Below are 14,243 nucleotides of genomic sequence, written 5' to 3' on the forward strand. Positions count from 1 at the left end.
TGCTTGAATCGCCCCTCGCCGGAGGTGTCCTAGGTCTCGCGCTCGAGCGCGCGCACCAGGAGCGGCGCCACCGAGCGCAGGGCGCCGGGCGCATCGGCGAGCTGCTGGCTGCCAGGGTGCGAGTCGGTGCCGAGCAGCGTCGTGAAGACGCCGGCCTTCCTGATCTTCTCGAGCGAGTCGCCCGGCAGGACGAGGTGGCTCGCGACGGCGTGGACCTTGGAGGCCCCGGCGGCGAGGTAGGCGCGCCCCGCCTGGACGAGCGACGAGCCGGTGCGGACCATGTCGTCGTAGATGACGACCTCGCGGCCCGAGACATCGGCGTTGACGCCGGTCACGCCGAGCCCGTCGCCCCGCCGCTCCTTGTAGACGAACGCCGGCTCGACGCCGAGGCCGCGGGCGAGGCTCTGCACCCACTTGGCCCGGCCGGCGTCCGTCGCCGCGAGCACGTACGGGCGATCGCCCATCAGCTCGCGGACCGCCTGCGTGATGAGCGGGGCGCCGTACAGGTGGCGCGTCACGTGCGAGTCGCTGAAGTAGAACTCGATGCCGTCGGTGTGCAGATCGAAGAGGAAGATGCGCGTGCCCGCGTCGCACGCCGGGATCGCCGAGATGAGCCGCGCCCGCGTCTTCGCGGTCACCACCTCGCCCGGCTTCACGGCCCGCTCCATGGTCGCGTAGCCGAAATAGGGCATCACGATGGAGAGCGACCGGGCGCCGGCGCGCGAGATGGCGCAGCCGAGGTCGTAGATCTCGAGCCAGTCGAGGTCCTGCGGGGCGCCGCCGAGCAGGACCACGTCGCGCCCCCAGCAGTCGACCGCGACGCGCAGGTAGCGCTCGCCGTCCGGGAAGCTCTTGCGCTCGACGAGGCCGCGCTCGAAGTCGCCTGCGGCCAGGAAGGCGGGCTCGAGGTACGCGTACGAGCGGATCGTGATGAGGAGACGGCGCTGGCTCATCGCGCCCCCCGTCGGGGCGCCCGGGCCGGCGCGCCGGCCCCTCGCCGAGCGCCGCGGGCTGGCGCGCCCTTCGCGGGCGGCGCGGCCTGCGCGCGCGGCGCGGCCTTCGTCGACGGCGCGGCCTTCGCAGAAGGCGCGCCCACGCTGGCGAGGACGCTCTTCAGGTGGGGCTCCATGCCGGGCTCGCCCGGGAAATCGACGGGATCGGGGAGATCTTTCATCTGCACGACGTCGCATCCTGCTTCACGCGCGGCCTCGTGCAAATGGCGCCGGAACTTGGCGCGCACGATGCCACGGTGGTTGGTGCACGCGAGCAACCGGCCGCCCGGGGCGAGCAGGCGGAAGGCGAGCGCGGCGAGCGCGCCGAAATCGCTCGCCGCGCTGAAGCGGCTCTTCTTCGTGGTCGCGAAGCTCGGCGGATCGATCACGATGAGGTCGAAGCGCTGGCCGGCCTGGGCGGCGGTCTTCAGCCACGGGAACACGTCGGCCTCGACCACGACGTGCGCCGCCGCGTCCGCGCCGATCGCGTCGAGGTTCTCGCGCGCCCAGGCGACCGCGCCCCGGGACACGTCGACCGTGACGCTCTCGCGCGCGCCGCCCGCCACGGCGGCCACGGTGAACGCGCCCGTGTAGGCGAACAGGTTCAGCACCCGCGCGCCCCGGGCGAGCTCGCGCACCCGCCGCCGGTTCTCGCGCTGGTCGAGGAAGATGCCGGTCGAGAGCCCGTCGCCGAGCCGCACCTTGAACGGCAGCCCGTGCTCGAGGACGGTGAGCTCCTCCGGCGCGCTCTCCCCGCGGACAGCGTGCCGCGGCGCGAACTCCTCGCGCCGCGCGTCCACGATGACGCTCGCGTGCTTCGGGCGCACCTTGAGGTAGACGCCCCTCGCCCCGAGCCGGTGGGCCGCGTCGAGCACGACGTCGCGCGGCGGCGCGCCCGGCTCGCCCTCGCCCGCGCCGAACAGCGACACGACGAGGTGCTCGCCGTAGAGGTCGACCGAGACGAAGGGGAGGCCGTCGCCCGCGCCGTGGACGAGCCGGAACGCCGTGGTGTCGCCGGCGCGCGCGACGCCGTAGCGCCGCTCGGCGGCCTCGCGCATGGCGCGCTCGACGGCCGCGACGCCCCCCGCGTACGGGTCCACGGCCGAGGCCGCGAGCCACGCCTCGAAGGCCGCCGGCAGCTCCGATCGGAAGGTCGCGGCCGCGCCGGTGGCCGGGTGCTCGAGGCGGAGCTCGGCGGCGTGCAGGAGCAGGCGCGAGGCCTCGGCGCCGCCGTAGAGCGGATCGCCGGTGATGGGCAAGCCGATCGCGGCGAGCTGCACCCTGAGCTGGTGGGTGCGGCCGGTCTCGGGCCGGAGCTCGAGCAGGGCGCGGTCGCCGCGGCGCTCGAGCAGCCGGTAGCGGGTGATCGCCAGCACGCCGCCGGCGGCTTTCTCCTGGCCGCCCGCGCCCTTCCGCCTGCCCCCCGCGCCCCGATCCTCCCGCCCCGCGCCGGCCTCGGCGATCGCGCGCATCGCGCCGCCCGGCGCCGGGACGAGGCGGTGCCGCAGCGTGCCGCGCGGCGCGCGATCGCCGAAGCCGGAGACGGCGGCGACGTACGTCTTCTGCACGGTGCGCCCCTCGAACTGCCGCGCGACGGCGGCGTTCGCCTCGCGCCGCCGCGTGAACAGGAGGACCCCCGAGGTGTCGCGATCGAGCCGCTGGTGGATCCCGAGGTACGCCTCGGCGTCGCCCCGGCCGCGGAGGAAGGCGCGGAGGCGCGTCACGACATCGTCGATCCGGTCCGCCTCCGGCGCGTGCGTCGACAGGCCAGCCGGCTTGTCGACAACGATGAGATCCGCGTCCTCGGCGAGGATCCACTCCGGATGGAAGTCGGGAAAGAGCTCGGAGAGCGAGAGGGGCGGTGTCATCAATTCTGCTTGACGTCGGTGCCGGGCGGCGCGGCGAACTGGAACTCCGCGGGATCGATCGACGCGGGCTGCGACGCGTCCTCGAAGTCGAACCGGTTCCGGTTGCCCTGCGCGTCGACGATGAGGACGCGGCGCACGACGCCCGGGTCCTTCTTCGCGAGGAGCGCCCTGTCGATATAGAACATCACGAACTCGTAGTGAGGAGTCGGCGCCCGCGGCTTGCCGACGAGCACGGGGCCGCCCGCGAAGCTCGCCTTCTCGTTGAAGGTGAACGTGAACGACGGGCGGAGCCCGTGGCCCATGAGGAACGAGAGGGCGCCCGGATACTCCGAGTCCTGCACCCGCGTCACGAACATCTGCCGGTCCTCGGCGACGTAGACCTTGAGCGACACGCCGTCGGAGACGATGCGGTTCTGGTTCGGCGGGTCGTAGCGAAACGAGATCCTGTCCGGCTTCGCGACCGAGAGCGTGCCGCTCTGCTTCTTGACGGCGCCGGAGATCTTCTGCGTGTGCTCCTGCTTGAAGCGGGCGAAGTACGTCTTCTTGCCGACGAAGATCGCGTCGACCTCCGCCGCCACGGCGTCCGCGGATCCGGCCTCGGCGGGCGGCACAGGGGGCGGCGCCCCCGCGCCCGGCGCCGGCGCGGTGGTCGCCGCCGGCGCCTCGGCGCGCGCGCCCCCCGCGTCGCCCGCTGCCGTCGCGCCCCCAGCGTCGCCCGCTGCCGTCGCGCCCCCCGCGTCCACCGGCGGCTTCCGGCCCGCGTCTTCCGCCGGCGCGCCCGCGTCCGCCGGCGCCGCCGCGTCGGCCGCGCCCTCCGCGCCCGCGGGCGCCGCGGGGGCGCTCGCCGGCGGCGCGACGGCAGGGGGCGGTGGTTCCGGCGGCGCGGCGTCGGCCGCCGCGCCGTCGGCCGCCGCGCCGTCGGCCGCCGCGCCGCCGGCCGGAGCGGGCGGCGCGTCGCAGGCCGCCGCGGCCAGGGCAGCGGGCAGGACGAGGGCGGCGAGGCGGAGGCGGATCATCGAGGAGCTCGCTTTCGAGGGGTGTGCGCCGCGTGTTCTAGGACAGGTAGGGCCGAGGTGGTAGCGCCGACGACGCCCCCGGCCGCGCCGCCGCGCTGGCCTCGACGGCGCTCTCGCGTCGTCGCCGGGGCGCGCTCGACCAGCGCCGCTCGAAAAATAACGGATGGCGCGCTGCGAAGGACGCCGGCCCGACCACGGAGCCGCGAGGGGAATCACGATGGAATCACGATGAAAACGGCCGCGGGAGCGACGGCGGACGCGACACGCGCTGGTCGACGAGCTCGCCTCGAGCATCCCGGGCGAGACCATGTCTTGACCCCTATTTCCACGTAGCCCAAACTCTCCGACCGCATGCGCGTGGGCACTCCTTCCCTGATCGATGCGTCGTCGCTCATCCTGATCCTGGACGTCTCGCGCAAGCTCGCGGCGCCGTGCGACCTCACGGAGCTGCTCGAGCTCATCATCAAGACGGGGCGGGAGGTGATAGGCGCCGACCGCGGGAGCGTCTTCCTCTACGACGAGGAGGCCAAAGAGCTCTACTCGCGTGTCGCCACGGGCGAGGCGCAGATCCGCGTCAGCATCGACAAGGGCATCGCCGGCGAGTGCGCGCGCAATCGCCGGACCGTCGTCGTCGACGATTGCTATACCGACCCGCGGTTCAATCCGGAGATCGACCGCCGGACGGGATATCACACGAAATCCGTGATCACGGTGCCGCTCATCGGGCTCGACGACAAGCTCGTCGGCGTGCTGCAGATGCTGAATTCGGCGGCGGGCCACTTCGGCCCGGACGAGAGCGACGTCGCCGAGCTGCTCGCGGCGCAGGCGGCCGTCGCCGTGCAGCGCACGCTCCTGCTCGAGGAGCGCATGATCAAGATCAAGCTCGAGCACGACCTCACCATCGCGCGCGACATCCAGCAGAACATCCTCCTGCGCCGGCTCCCGCGCTGCCCCGGATACTCGCTCTCGGCGTTCAGCAAGCCGGCGGACGACACCGGCGGCGACATCTACGACGTCATCCGGCTCGACGAGCGCGCGGACATGTCCCCGATCCTCCTCCTGCTCGCGGACGCGGCCGGCCACGGCATCGGCCCCGCGCTCAGCGTGACGCAGTTCCGCGCGATGCTCCGCATCGGCCTGCGCCTCTCGGCCGACATGGACGCGCTCATTCACCACATCAACCAGCAGCTCATCGAGGACCTGCCGAACGACCGCTTCATCACGGCGTTCCTCGGGATCCTCGACCCGGCCACCCACCAGCTCCGCTACCACGCGGCCGGGCAGGGGCCGCTGCTCCATTACCGGGCGGCCGAGGGCCAGGTCGCGTGGCGCGATCCGACGACGGTCCCGCTCGGCATGTTCAAGGACCTCGACCTGCCCCCGCCGCCCCCCCTCGTGATGGCGCCGGGCGACCTCCTCGTGCTGCTCACCGACGGCTTCTACGAGTACCAGGACGCCGCCGGCCAGGTGTTCGGCAAGGAGCGCGTCGGCGACCTCATCCACCGCCTGCACGCGCGCCCCACCTCCGACATCCTCGGCGCCCTCCTCGCCGAGGTGCGCCGTTTCGCCGGCTCGGCGAAGCAGATCGACGATCTTACGGCGCTGCTCGTGAAGCGGGACGCGTAGAGCGCGCTCCCCTGCTTCCCATCCCTCCGTCCTTGCGCTAGCTAGGCCCGCGATGAGCGCTGTCGTTGCCGCCCCTCCTCCTGGCTCCCCCTCCCCCTTCCCCGGCGATCCGCCGGTCGACATCGCGCTCGCGCAGGCGCACAAGCTCTCGGCGAGCGAGTGGGAGCGCGCGCGCGAGCACCTCGGACGGCAGCCGACGTTCACCGAGCTCGGGGTGCTCAGCGTGATGTGGAGCGAGCACTGCTCGTACAAGAGCTCCCGCGTGCACCTCGCCCGGCTGCCCACGACCGGCCCGCGCGTCATCCAGGGGCCCGGCGAGAACGCGGGCGTCGTCGACATCGGCGACGGGTTCGCGGCCGTCTTCAAGATGGAGTCGCACAACCACCCGTCGTACATCGAGCCCTACCAGGGCGCCGCCACCGGCGTCGGCGGCATCCTGCGCGACGTCTTCACGATGGGCGCGCGCCCCATCGCCAACCTCGACTCGCTCCGCTTCGGCCGGCCGGACCACCCGCGCACGCCGCAGCTGCTCCGCGGCGTCGTCGCGGGCGTCGGCGGCTACGGCAACTGCATCGGCGTGCCGACCGTGGGCGGCGAGCTCTTCTTCGACCGCGCCTACGACGGCAACATCCTCGTCAACGCCTTCACCTGCGGCGTGGTCCGCACGGACCGCATCTTCTACGGGCGCGCGAGCGGCATCGGCAACAACGTGCTCTACGTCGGCGCCAAGACGGGGCGCGACGGCATCCACGGCGCCACCATGGCCTCGGACGAGTTCTCCGAGGGCGGCCCGAGCCAGCGGCCCACGGTGCAGGTCGGCGACCCCTTCATGGAGAAGCTCCTGCTCGAGGCGTGCCTCGAGATCTTCGCGGAGGACCTGCTCGTCGGCGTCCAGGACATGGGCGCCGCGGGGCTCACCTCGTCGTCGGTCGAGATGGCGGGCAGGAGCGGCAGCGGCCTCGACCTCGACCTCGACCTCGTCCCGCGGCGCGCCGCCCGGCTCACGCCGTACGAGATGCTCCTCAGCGAGTCGCAGGAGCGCATGCTCCTCGTCGCGAAGCCCGGGTGCGAGGCGCGCGTCATCGAGATCTGCACGAAGTGGGAGCTCGACGCGGCGATCATCGGCCAGGTGACCGACACGGGCCGCTGGGTCGTGCGCGCCACGCCCGGCTACGACCCGCTCGGCGGCGCGGCCGCCGGCGTCGCTCGCAGCCCGGTCGTCGTCTGCGACCTCCCGGTCGACTTCCTGACCGACGCGGCGCCGAAGTACGATCGCCCGCAGCGCGACGACGCCGCGCTGCCGGCGCGCCGGGCGTTCGACCCGCGCACCCTCCCGGCGCCGTCCTCGTGGTCCGAGCTCTTCCTCGCGATGGCGGGCTCCCCGAACCTCGGCTCGCGCGCGTGGGTGTGGCGGCAGTACGACCAGATCGTGCGGGGCGGCACCGAGGTCCGCGCCGGCAGCGACGCGGCGGTGGTGCGCGCCCCCTGCGACAAGGACGGCCAGCGGTACGAGAAGCTCCTCGCGTTCTCGAGCGACTGCAACGGGCGCCTCTGCGAGCTCGACCCGTTCCAGGGCGCGGCGATGGCCGTGGCGGAGGCGTGCCGCAACGTCGTGTGCTCGGGCGCCGAGCCGATCGGCCTGACCGACTGCCTCAACTTCGGCAACCCGGAGCGGCCGGAGATCATGCGGCAGTTCGCGCTCGCGATCGACGGCATGGCGGCGGCGTGCCGCGCGCTCTCGGTGCCCGTCGTGAGCGGCAACGTGTCGCTCTACAACGAGACCGACGGCCGCGCGATCCTGCCGACGCCGACGGTCGCCGTCGTGGGGCTCGTCGCGGACGCCGGCGACGTGCTGCGGGCGTCGTTCCCGGCCGCCGGCCTCTCGGTGCTGCTGCTCGGCGACCCGCGCGGCGGCCCGCTCGGCGGCTCGGAGTACGTCGCGCGCCACACCGGCGAGGTGAAGGGGCCGAGCCCCGCGATCGATCTCGATCGCGAGGTGCGGCTCCAGGGGCTCTGCCTCGCGCTCGCCCGCTCGCGGCCGCGGCTCCTCCAGAGCGCGCACGACGTCTCGGACGGCGGGCTCGCGATCACGCTCGGCGAGTGCTGCGCCGCCGCCGACGACCCGGCGGCGATGGTGGGCGCCCGCGTGCGGCTGCCGGAGGCGCCGAACGATGAAGCGCGCGAGGAGCTCGCCGAGGCGCTGTTCGGCGAGGCGCCGAGCCGCATCGTCGTCAGCGTCCGGCCCGAGGACGCGCCCGAGGTCGCGCGGAGGGCCAGGGAGGCCGGCGTGCCCTGCGCCGAGCTCGGCACCACCGGCGGCGACCGGCTCACGATCGCGGCCGCCGGCGGCGCGCTGGTGATCGACGTCGAGCTCGGCGCGCTGCGCGACGCGCGCGACCGGTGCCTCGAGCCGATCGTCGGGAGCTAGCGAGCAAGCAACTCGGGGTCTGCCCTTCGATGTTCCGGGCGGTTCCCCACGCGCTGCGTGCAGCGTCCAACTTGCGTCCTGCGCCGGGACAAGAGAAATTGGCGCCCATGGCGCTCCGCAAAGCCGTGATCCTCCTCATCGAGGACAGCGAGATCGATCGCACCCTCTATGGGCGCTATCTGAGGGACTGCTATCTCTGGAAAGAGGTGGCCGGCTCCGCCCGGCTCCGCGAGGCCGTCCTGACCGCCCTCCGGGTGGGCGCCCTCGCCGTGGCGCCCTCGCCGTCGTGACGACAAGCGCCTGAGCGGACGCGCTCGCCGCTCCTGCGCGGCTCGGCTCCGCGCCCCGCGCCGGAAGCGCCGGAACGCAACGCGCGGCTGCGCTCCGCCCGGGGGGGGGTTTCGCGCGCCCGCGCGGCGCCGGTCGCCTATACTTTCCTGATGAAACGCTGGCTCCCGCTCGGGCTCATCGCCCTCGGCGCCGTCCTCGCCGTGGTGGCGCTGCTGTTCTCGCCCTCCGAGGAGGACCGGATCCGCGACCGGCTCGCCCAGCTCGAGGCCGCGGTGCGCATCGACGACGGCGAGCGGAACCCGCTGGTGCGCCACGGCCGCGTTCGCAAGGAGTTCGCCCAGATCTTCACGAAGGAGGCGAGCGCCCGCGTCGTCGAGATCGGCGATCGGCTCAGCGGCCGTGACGACCTCGCGGCGGCCGCGACCCAGGCCGCGGTCGTCTATCAGACCGCGGACGTGAGCTTCGGCGACACGGAGATCCAGGTCGATCCGGCCGGCATGACCGCCGAGGTGACCGCCACCGCGACCGTCACGGGCGCCCGGCACGGACACGCGGCCCGGCGCGACGAGCTGCCCGTGGCGCTCCGGCTCGAGAAGGTCGACGGAGACTGGAAGATCGTCTCCGCCACCGTCCACCCCCGGCGCGCTCCCGGCGACGACGGCCTCTGACCGCGCAACGCCGGGCCCCGGCCGACACGCTTGTGCGCTGGCGGGTCACGGGTCCGTGAGGGGCGCCCCGGCGAGGGTGAAGTAGAACGCCGTGCCCCCGGTCGGGGGTGAATCCGCCCAGATCCGCCCCTTGTGACGCTCGATGATCCGCTGGGTGATGGCGAGCCCCGAGCCGGTCCCCTCGCCGTACTGCGCCGCTGTCGAGAGCCGCTCGAACATCGTGAAGAGCCGGTGCCGCTCGTCCGGGGGGATGCCCACGCCGTTGTCCTTGACGTAGAAGACGGTGGGAATCGACGTCTCGTCGAAGCCCACCTCCACCCAGGGCGCGGGGCTCGCGGGAGTATTCGTAAAGAGAGTTGATGAGCTTCATCGTGCTCACGGCGAGATCGCCGAACGGAGAAGCTGAGATCGATGGGCTCGTCCGGCGGAGGGACGATGTCCGACGGCCGGTAGTCGACGTCCGGGATGATGCAGAGCCAGCTCCGGAGGTAGAGCTCCCGCGCCTGCGCCGGGATGTCGGAGGCCGGATAGCGCAGCCCGAGGTAAGGCTCGATGTCCGGCTCCCTGGCCTCGGCGATGACCTCGCCGTTCCAGGCGCTATCGAACCTGTAGATCATCACCCGGTCGTAGCCGGTGAGGCGCTTGCTCTCCTGGGCCGTCGCCTCGCACGCGTCGAAGAGCCCCGCCGCCGACTGGATCCGCTCGATCGCCGCGTGAATCACCCGGTACACGCTCGAGAACGACACGTCGCCCGGCGCGCCTTGCGGCTCGAGCTCCACGATCAACCGCTCGCCCGACCGGTGCGCGATCGCGGCAATCGCGCAAAAAAAGAAAGGCCGGTCGGGAGAGCCCGCCGGCCTGAGGTCCGCTGCCGCGGCCCCACCGGAGCCGCTCAGGAGCGCCGGCGGAATGGGGATCCACCGGAGAAACCTGAAAGACCCGCGGTCACAAGAGACAAGTCAGGAAAGCAAGGGAAACGATAAAAAAGCGCAATGAAGAAAGAAAGGGCGAGCAAAGAAGAAGTCGAAGCGGAGGCGAAGAGTAGTACGATTCAAGAAGTGAGTCAAAGCAAAAGAAGAAGCGAAAGCAAAGGATGAAGCGCAGACTGGAATCGTAGGGGCAAGCTCAAGCGAAGCAGAGGGCAAGCTGAAGCGAAGCGCGAAGCAGAGTCGAACTCGAGAGCTGCAAGAGGTAAGAGAAGCTCAGACCAAGGTCGACAAGCCGATCACGATAAGCCATCTCGTTCGGCAACGCGCGTCGCGCGTGCCTCGCTCATCCCTCCTTAATCGCCTCGCAAGGCGGGTATCGTCACGCAAACCGAAGCTCTCTCCGCCGGCGCCCGGCGACAAGTCAATCAAGGAGCCGACAGCAAGGTCCATGGCATCCATGGTGGCGGCGGGGTCACGATCGCTCGGCATGGGCTGCCGTCGATCCCCTCGCTCGGCGCCCCCCAACGACTGGGGCTCGCACTGCGAACGATGTGCCAGCGGGGCCGCTCCCTTCGAATCCCCATGAAACCGAGCGGCGAACGGGAGCGACATCTGGGGAGCCATTGAGCAACCGGCGGGCCAACCTCGATCCCCCCGCACGAGCGGGCCCCGAGGGCCAAAAAACCCGCAGAAACCCGCATCCAGCAGCGGGCCGCGCCGCCCGGGGGTGCGATGAACGTCATACATTTCCGCAGGGACTGGTCCGATCCACGGATGGGTTCAGATCCAGAACTGAATTCTTACCTGGACATGAAAACGTCCACCCATCGAGGGCCGGCCACCCTGCATCGCGCCATGAGAGCGAACGATTGCAATGATGCGGCACGCGCCGCGCGACGCACCGCAGCGTATTTTGACGCTGCATGCTGGTTCCAGCGCGCAGCACGGTACGCGGCGCGCAGCACGGCACGCGCGCGCAGCGCACCGCGGCACGCGGCGCGCGGCTCCAGAGAGCGCGCAGCGCGGCACACGAGCCTACGTGGGCACGGAGCTACCTGCACCCGGCCCGGATCAGCGGCTCGACCACCCGGCCGATGTTCTCCTGGGGCGCAGAGAACCTGTGGCCCTCGAGCTTCCTCAGCGCGCCCAGGAACCTTGGCCAGCTGCCGCCGCAGGTCGAGAGCAGCGCCTGGAGCTCCGGGGTCCCCGAGTTGTAGACGCGGAACTGCACGAGCGAGGCGTTGTTGAGCGGGCGGCGCGCCCCGATGTCCTCCTTGAGCCGGGCCAGCACCGCCTTCTTCTCGGCCCGCTTCTCGGCGTCCGACGCCGGGGACGCGTACAGCCGGTTGAGGTGGACGTACGCGTCGTGCAGCGCGCGCGCCCGCGCCTCACTCCGCTCCTGCTCCCTCATGTAGGCCGTCTTCTCCGCGGAGAAGGGGCCCAGCCGCTCATCCAGGTAGACCTTGGCGAGCTCGTCCCCGACGAAGCTCGCGAGGCTCTCGTTCAGCCTCGTCTGGCCCTTCACGTACAGCGTCGCGTGCAGCGACTCGTGCAGCACCACGTTGGCGAGCTCGCCGAGCGCCTCGTCCCCGCTCGAGATCATCGTGGACAGGACCGGATCCTCCAGCCAGCCGAGCGTCGAGTACGCGCCCGCCGGGCGCACGTCGACGTCCCAGCCGTCCGCCTTGAGCGGCGCGGCGAAGGCCTTGGCCTCCTTGAGATCGAACCAGCCCACATAGGGAACGTTGCCGACGATGGGGAAGCTCCACGTCTTGGAGCGGAACCGGAGCGGCTCGCACGCGCTCACCACCCAGACCGCGGCCGGGCGATCGAGCTCGACATACGTCCTGTAATTGCCGGTCGGGGTGAGCCCATGACGCTCTCCGAAGCGCTTGATATGCGGGACCTCGCGCAGCAGCGCGCGCGTCCGCCACGGCCTGCGGGCGTCGCCGACGGCGTCCTCGAGCGACTCGGCGCTCCACGCCATCGAGAGCTGACCGAGGCCCGCCTGCGCGATGTAGCGGATCTGGGTACACGAGGAGAGCAGGGAGCAGAGCGCGACCGCGAAGAGCACGGAGGCCGCCTTGCCCGCGCGCGCCAGGCGGCGAGGGCGCGACGCAGACCACGGGGGCACGGCGCCGGGACGGGCGCTGGCCGGTAGCCGTTCGCTCATACTCTAGCTGATAGCTGGCCGCGCGGGCTTCACAAGATCTTCCGCGCGGAGGGCGCGCGTGCCGGCGGGACAGCGCCGCCCCGCAGATCAGGACGGCGCGGCCGCCCCCCACGAGCTGAACTGCACGGCCGGGACGCTCGGCGCGCGCTCCCGCGGCGAGGGCTCCTCCACGGCGTACAGGGGCTCACGCGCGAGCGGGTAATCGCGCGGGGCCCCGTTCGACAGCACCATCTGCACGGCGCCCAGGTACCCGCTGCGGAACGCGGCGGCGGCGCAGGCCAGGTAGAACTCCCATGTCCTCAGGAAGACGGCGTCAAAGCCGGTGACCCGCTCGATCTTCTCCCGGTTGTCCAGGAAGTTGCGGCGCCAGCAGCGCGCCGTGAGCGCGGAGTGGCGCCGGAGGTTCTCCGCGTCGAGCACGTCGAGGCCGCGCGCGGCGGCGCGCGCCGCCATCCCATGGATCGATGGAGGCCAGTACCCAGGGAAGATGTGCTTTTGCACGAAGGGGTCAGTCCGCGGCGACTCCTGCTCCCGGGTGACGCTCTCGAGCAGGCAGACGCCGCCCTCGGCGAGCAGCGCCTTCACCTTGTCGTAGAACACGCCGATCCGGCGCGCGCCGGCGTGGCACATCGAGCCCTGGGAGACGAGCCGATCCCACCGCGGCTCGCCCTCGAGCTCCTCGCAGCTCATCACGCGGACCTCGACCGGGAGCCGCCGCGCCGCCGCCTGCTCGCGGATGTACCTCGCCTGGTTCTCGCAGAGGGTGATCCCGAGGCATTGCACGCCGTAGGTCTCCGCGGCGTGGAACATGAGGTGGCCCCACCCGCACCCGAGGTCGAGGAGCCGGTGCCCACGCCGGAGCGCGAGCTTCCGCGCGACGAGGGAGATCTTGTGCGCCTGCGCGTCGTCGAGCGCCTCGCCCGGAGACCGGAAGTAGCCGCACGAGGTCTGGAGGCGCCTGTCGAGGTAAAGAGGATAGAAGTCGTTGCCGAGCCCATAGTGGCGCTCGACGGCGAGCCTCTCGCGCTTCGCCGAGCCGGAGAGCAGCCCGAGCCGGAGCGCGTCGAGCACGCCCGAGAGGCCGCCCTCGCACGACGGCAGCGCGGGCGCGAGGCACGGCAGGCGCGCCTCGGCGGACCGCAGAGGCCGCGCGAGCTGGAACAGGCCGGCGAGCGAGTCCTCGAGATCTCCGTCGAACGTGACCTCGCGCCGGATATACGCCTCACCGAGACCCAGGGTGCCCCGGAGCGCCGCCTCGCAGAGCGCCCGGCGCGTCCTGAACGTCACGGCGAACGCCGGCGCGCCCGCGCCGAAGCGCAGCCGCTCGCCGCCCCACAGGCGCAGCTCGAACGGGGTCCCGTCATGGCGCTCCAGCAGGCGCGAGACCGCCTCCTTCACCCAACGGGACAACAGCGGAACTTCGCCCTTCCTGACGATGAACATCGGACCCCCTCCGCGACCCCCCGGCCGCCCGACGAGCTGAACCGAGCTGCGCTTTCCCGTCAAGCGACATGTCATCTTCGTCGACACCATCGCAACGAGTCACGTAACGCCCACAACGGCCGGCGGACAACCCGGACACGCGCAGTTGTCGGGGACAGGAGGAAAGCATTGCCGGGCGCGATCCGCATCACAGCGGTGTTCGGGGGACTCCCGACAACAGATTCGTGTCGGGGAGGTTTCATGTTTCTGGCAAAGGGCGAAAATCGGGCAGAGGATTCCAGTTTCTCCTTACCTTCTTCGGGTCGCGACCCGTCGACGTCGCCGGCCCGCTCCCCGGTCCGATCGTCTGCTCCGCGGGCATCCGCCGCCGCGATCGCGGGTTCTCGGCGCGCGCGTTCACGATCCGGATCGACGGCCCGTCGGGCGGCTGCGCGCACGCAGCGATCCGCGAGGACATCGGCCGCGACCTCGTCGCGCGCGACGAGCTCACGGACCGCATCGCGCGCGACGAGCTCACGGACCGCGTCGCGCTCGAGCTCCTCCTCGTGGAGAGCGGCAGCGACGCCCTCCCCTGCCCAACACGACCGGGAGCTCGTTGACACAACGAGCCACAGCACCGACGTCGCCGGCGGCGACCCGCAGAACATCGACCACATCCTCTCCGCCGTGCGGCGCGCGACCCCACAACGGCGCCTCCGCGAAACAGGCCTTCCGACGCGCGCCCCCCGCGCTCTCGCCCTGCGAGGAGCGCTCACACGGTCCGCTGGAGTCGGCATACCGGAGCACATCCGCGCCGGGCGCGCGGCGCC

Annotated in this window: 11 protein-coding genes; 5 read left to right on the top strand and 6 right to left on the bottom strand. The window is 72.0% G+C overall.

The features are described from left to right. Positions 1-29 precede the first annotated feature (29 nt). The 3 genes from prs to WMF17_RS33990 are packed head-to-tail and all read right to left on the bottom strand — an operon-like array spanning position 30 to position 3,876. Positions 30-953, bottom strand: a complete 924-nt coding sequence (prs, locus tag WMF17_RS33980; RefSeq protein ID WP_437597419.1) for a ribose-phosphate diphosphokinase — start codon at positions 951-953, stop codon at positions 30-32. Next, on the bottom strand, positions 950-2,860 hold the full coding sequence (locus tag WMF17_RS33985; protein ID WP_437645175.1) for a class I SAM-dependent methyltransferase: 1,911 nt from the start codon (positions 2,858-2,860) through the stop codon (positions 950-952). The genes prs and WMF17_RS33985 overlap by 4 nt, the downstream gene beginning before the upstream one ends. Next, positions 2,860-3,876, bottom strand: a complete 1,017-nt coding sequence (locus WMF17_RS33990) for a LolA family protein (RefSeq protein ID WP_437645177.1) — start codon at positions 3,874-3,876, stop codon at positions 2,860-2,862. Before WMF17_RS33990 ends, WMF17_RS33985 begins: the two co-directional genes overlap by 1 nt. A 351-nt stretch (positions 3,877-4,227) precedes the next feature. Here WMF17_RS33990 and WMF17_RS33995 point away from each other — a divergent pair, with 351 nt between their 5' ends. From WMF17_RS33995 to WMF17_RS34010, 4 genes are all read left to right on the top strand, one after another. Continuing rightward, positions 4,228-5,502 (top strand): SpoIIE family protein phosphatase, encoded by a 1,275-nt coding sequence (locus WMF17_RS33995; protein ID WP_437597423.1) that lies wholly within the window; start codon positions 4,228-4,230, stop codon positions 5,500-5,502. Between the two features lie 52 nt (positions 5,503-5,554). Continuing rightward, a complete protein-coding gene (purL, locus tag WMF17_RS34000) occupies positions 5,555-7,930 on the top strand; it encodes a phosphoribosylformylglycinamidine synthase subunit PurL (RefSeq protein WP_437597424.1) in 2,376 nt (791 codons plus the stop codon). Positions 7,931-8,037: 107 nt separating this feature from the next. Then, complete coding sequence (locus WMF17_RS34005) at positions 8,038-8,220, top strand: hypothetical protein (protein WP_437645179.1); 183 nt, start codon at positions 8,038-8,040, stop codon at positions 8,218-8,220. 150 nt (positions 8,221-8,370) lie between these two features. Next, a complete protein-coding gene (locus WMF17_RS34010) occupies positions 8,371-8,889 on the top strand; it encodes a nuclear transport factor 2 family protein (RefSeq protein ID WP_437645181.1) in 519 nt (172 codons plus the stop codon). Between the two features lie 45 nt (positions 8,890-8,934). On the opposite strand, the gene WMF17_RS34015 is transcribed toward WMF17_RS34010, so the two are convergent. From WMF17_RS34015 to WMF17_RS34025, 3 genes are all read right to left on the bottom strand, one after another. Further along, on the bottom strand, positions 8,935-9,201 hold the full coding sequence (locus tag WMF17_RS34015; RefSeq protein ID WP_437645183.1) for a sensor histidine kinase: 267 nt from the start codon (positions 9,199-9,201) through the stop codon (positions 8,935-8,937). Positions 9,202-10,869: 1,668 nt separating this feature from the next. Continuing rightward, positions 10,870-11,991: an aminopeptidase gene (locus tag WMF17_RS34020; RefSeq protein ID WP_437597430.1), complete on the bottom strand. Its 1,122-nt coding sequence runs from the start codon at positions 11,989-11,991 to the stop codon at positions 10,870-10,872. Positions 11,992-12,078: 87 nt separating this feature from the next. Beyond that, on the bottom strand, positions 12,079-13,401 hold the full coding sequence (locus WMF17_RS34025; RefSeq protein ID WP_437645185.1) for a class I SAM-dependent methyltransferase: 1,323 nt from the start codon (positions 13,399-13,401) through the stop codon (positions 12,079-12,081). A 257-nt stretch (positions 13,402-13,658) separates the two neighbouring features. Here WMF17_RS34025 and WMF17_RS34030 point away from each other — a divergent pair, with 257 nt between their 5' ends. After that, positions 13,659-14,033: a hypothetical protein gene (locus WMF17_RS34030; protein ID WP_437597433.1), complete on the top strand. Its 375-nt coding sequence runs from the start codon at positions 13,659-13,661 to the stop codon at positions 14,031-14,033. The last annotated feature ends 210 nt before the right edge of the window (positions 14,034-14,243 follow it).

This window comes from Sorangium sp. So ce362, assembly GCF_051519845.1.
GTDB lineage: Bacteria > Myxococcota_A > Polyangia > Polyangiales > Polyangiaceae > Sorangium.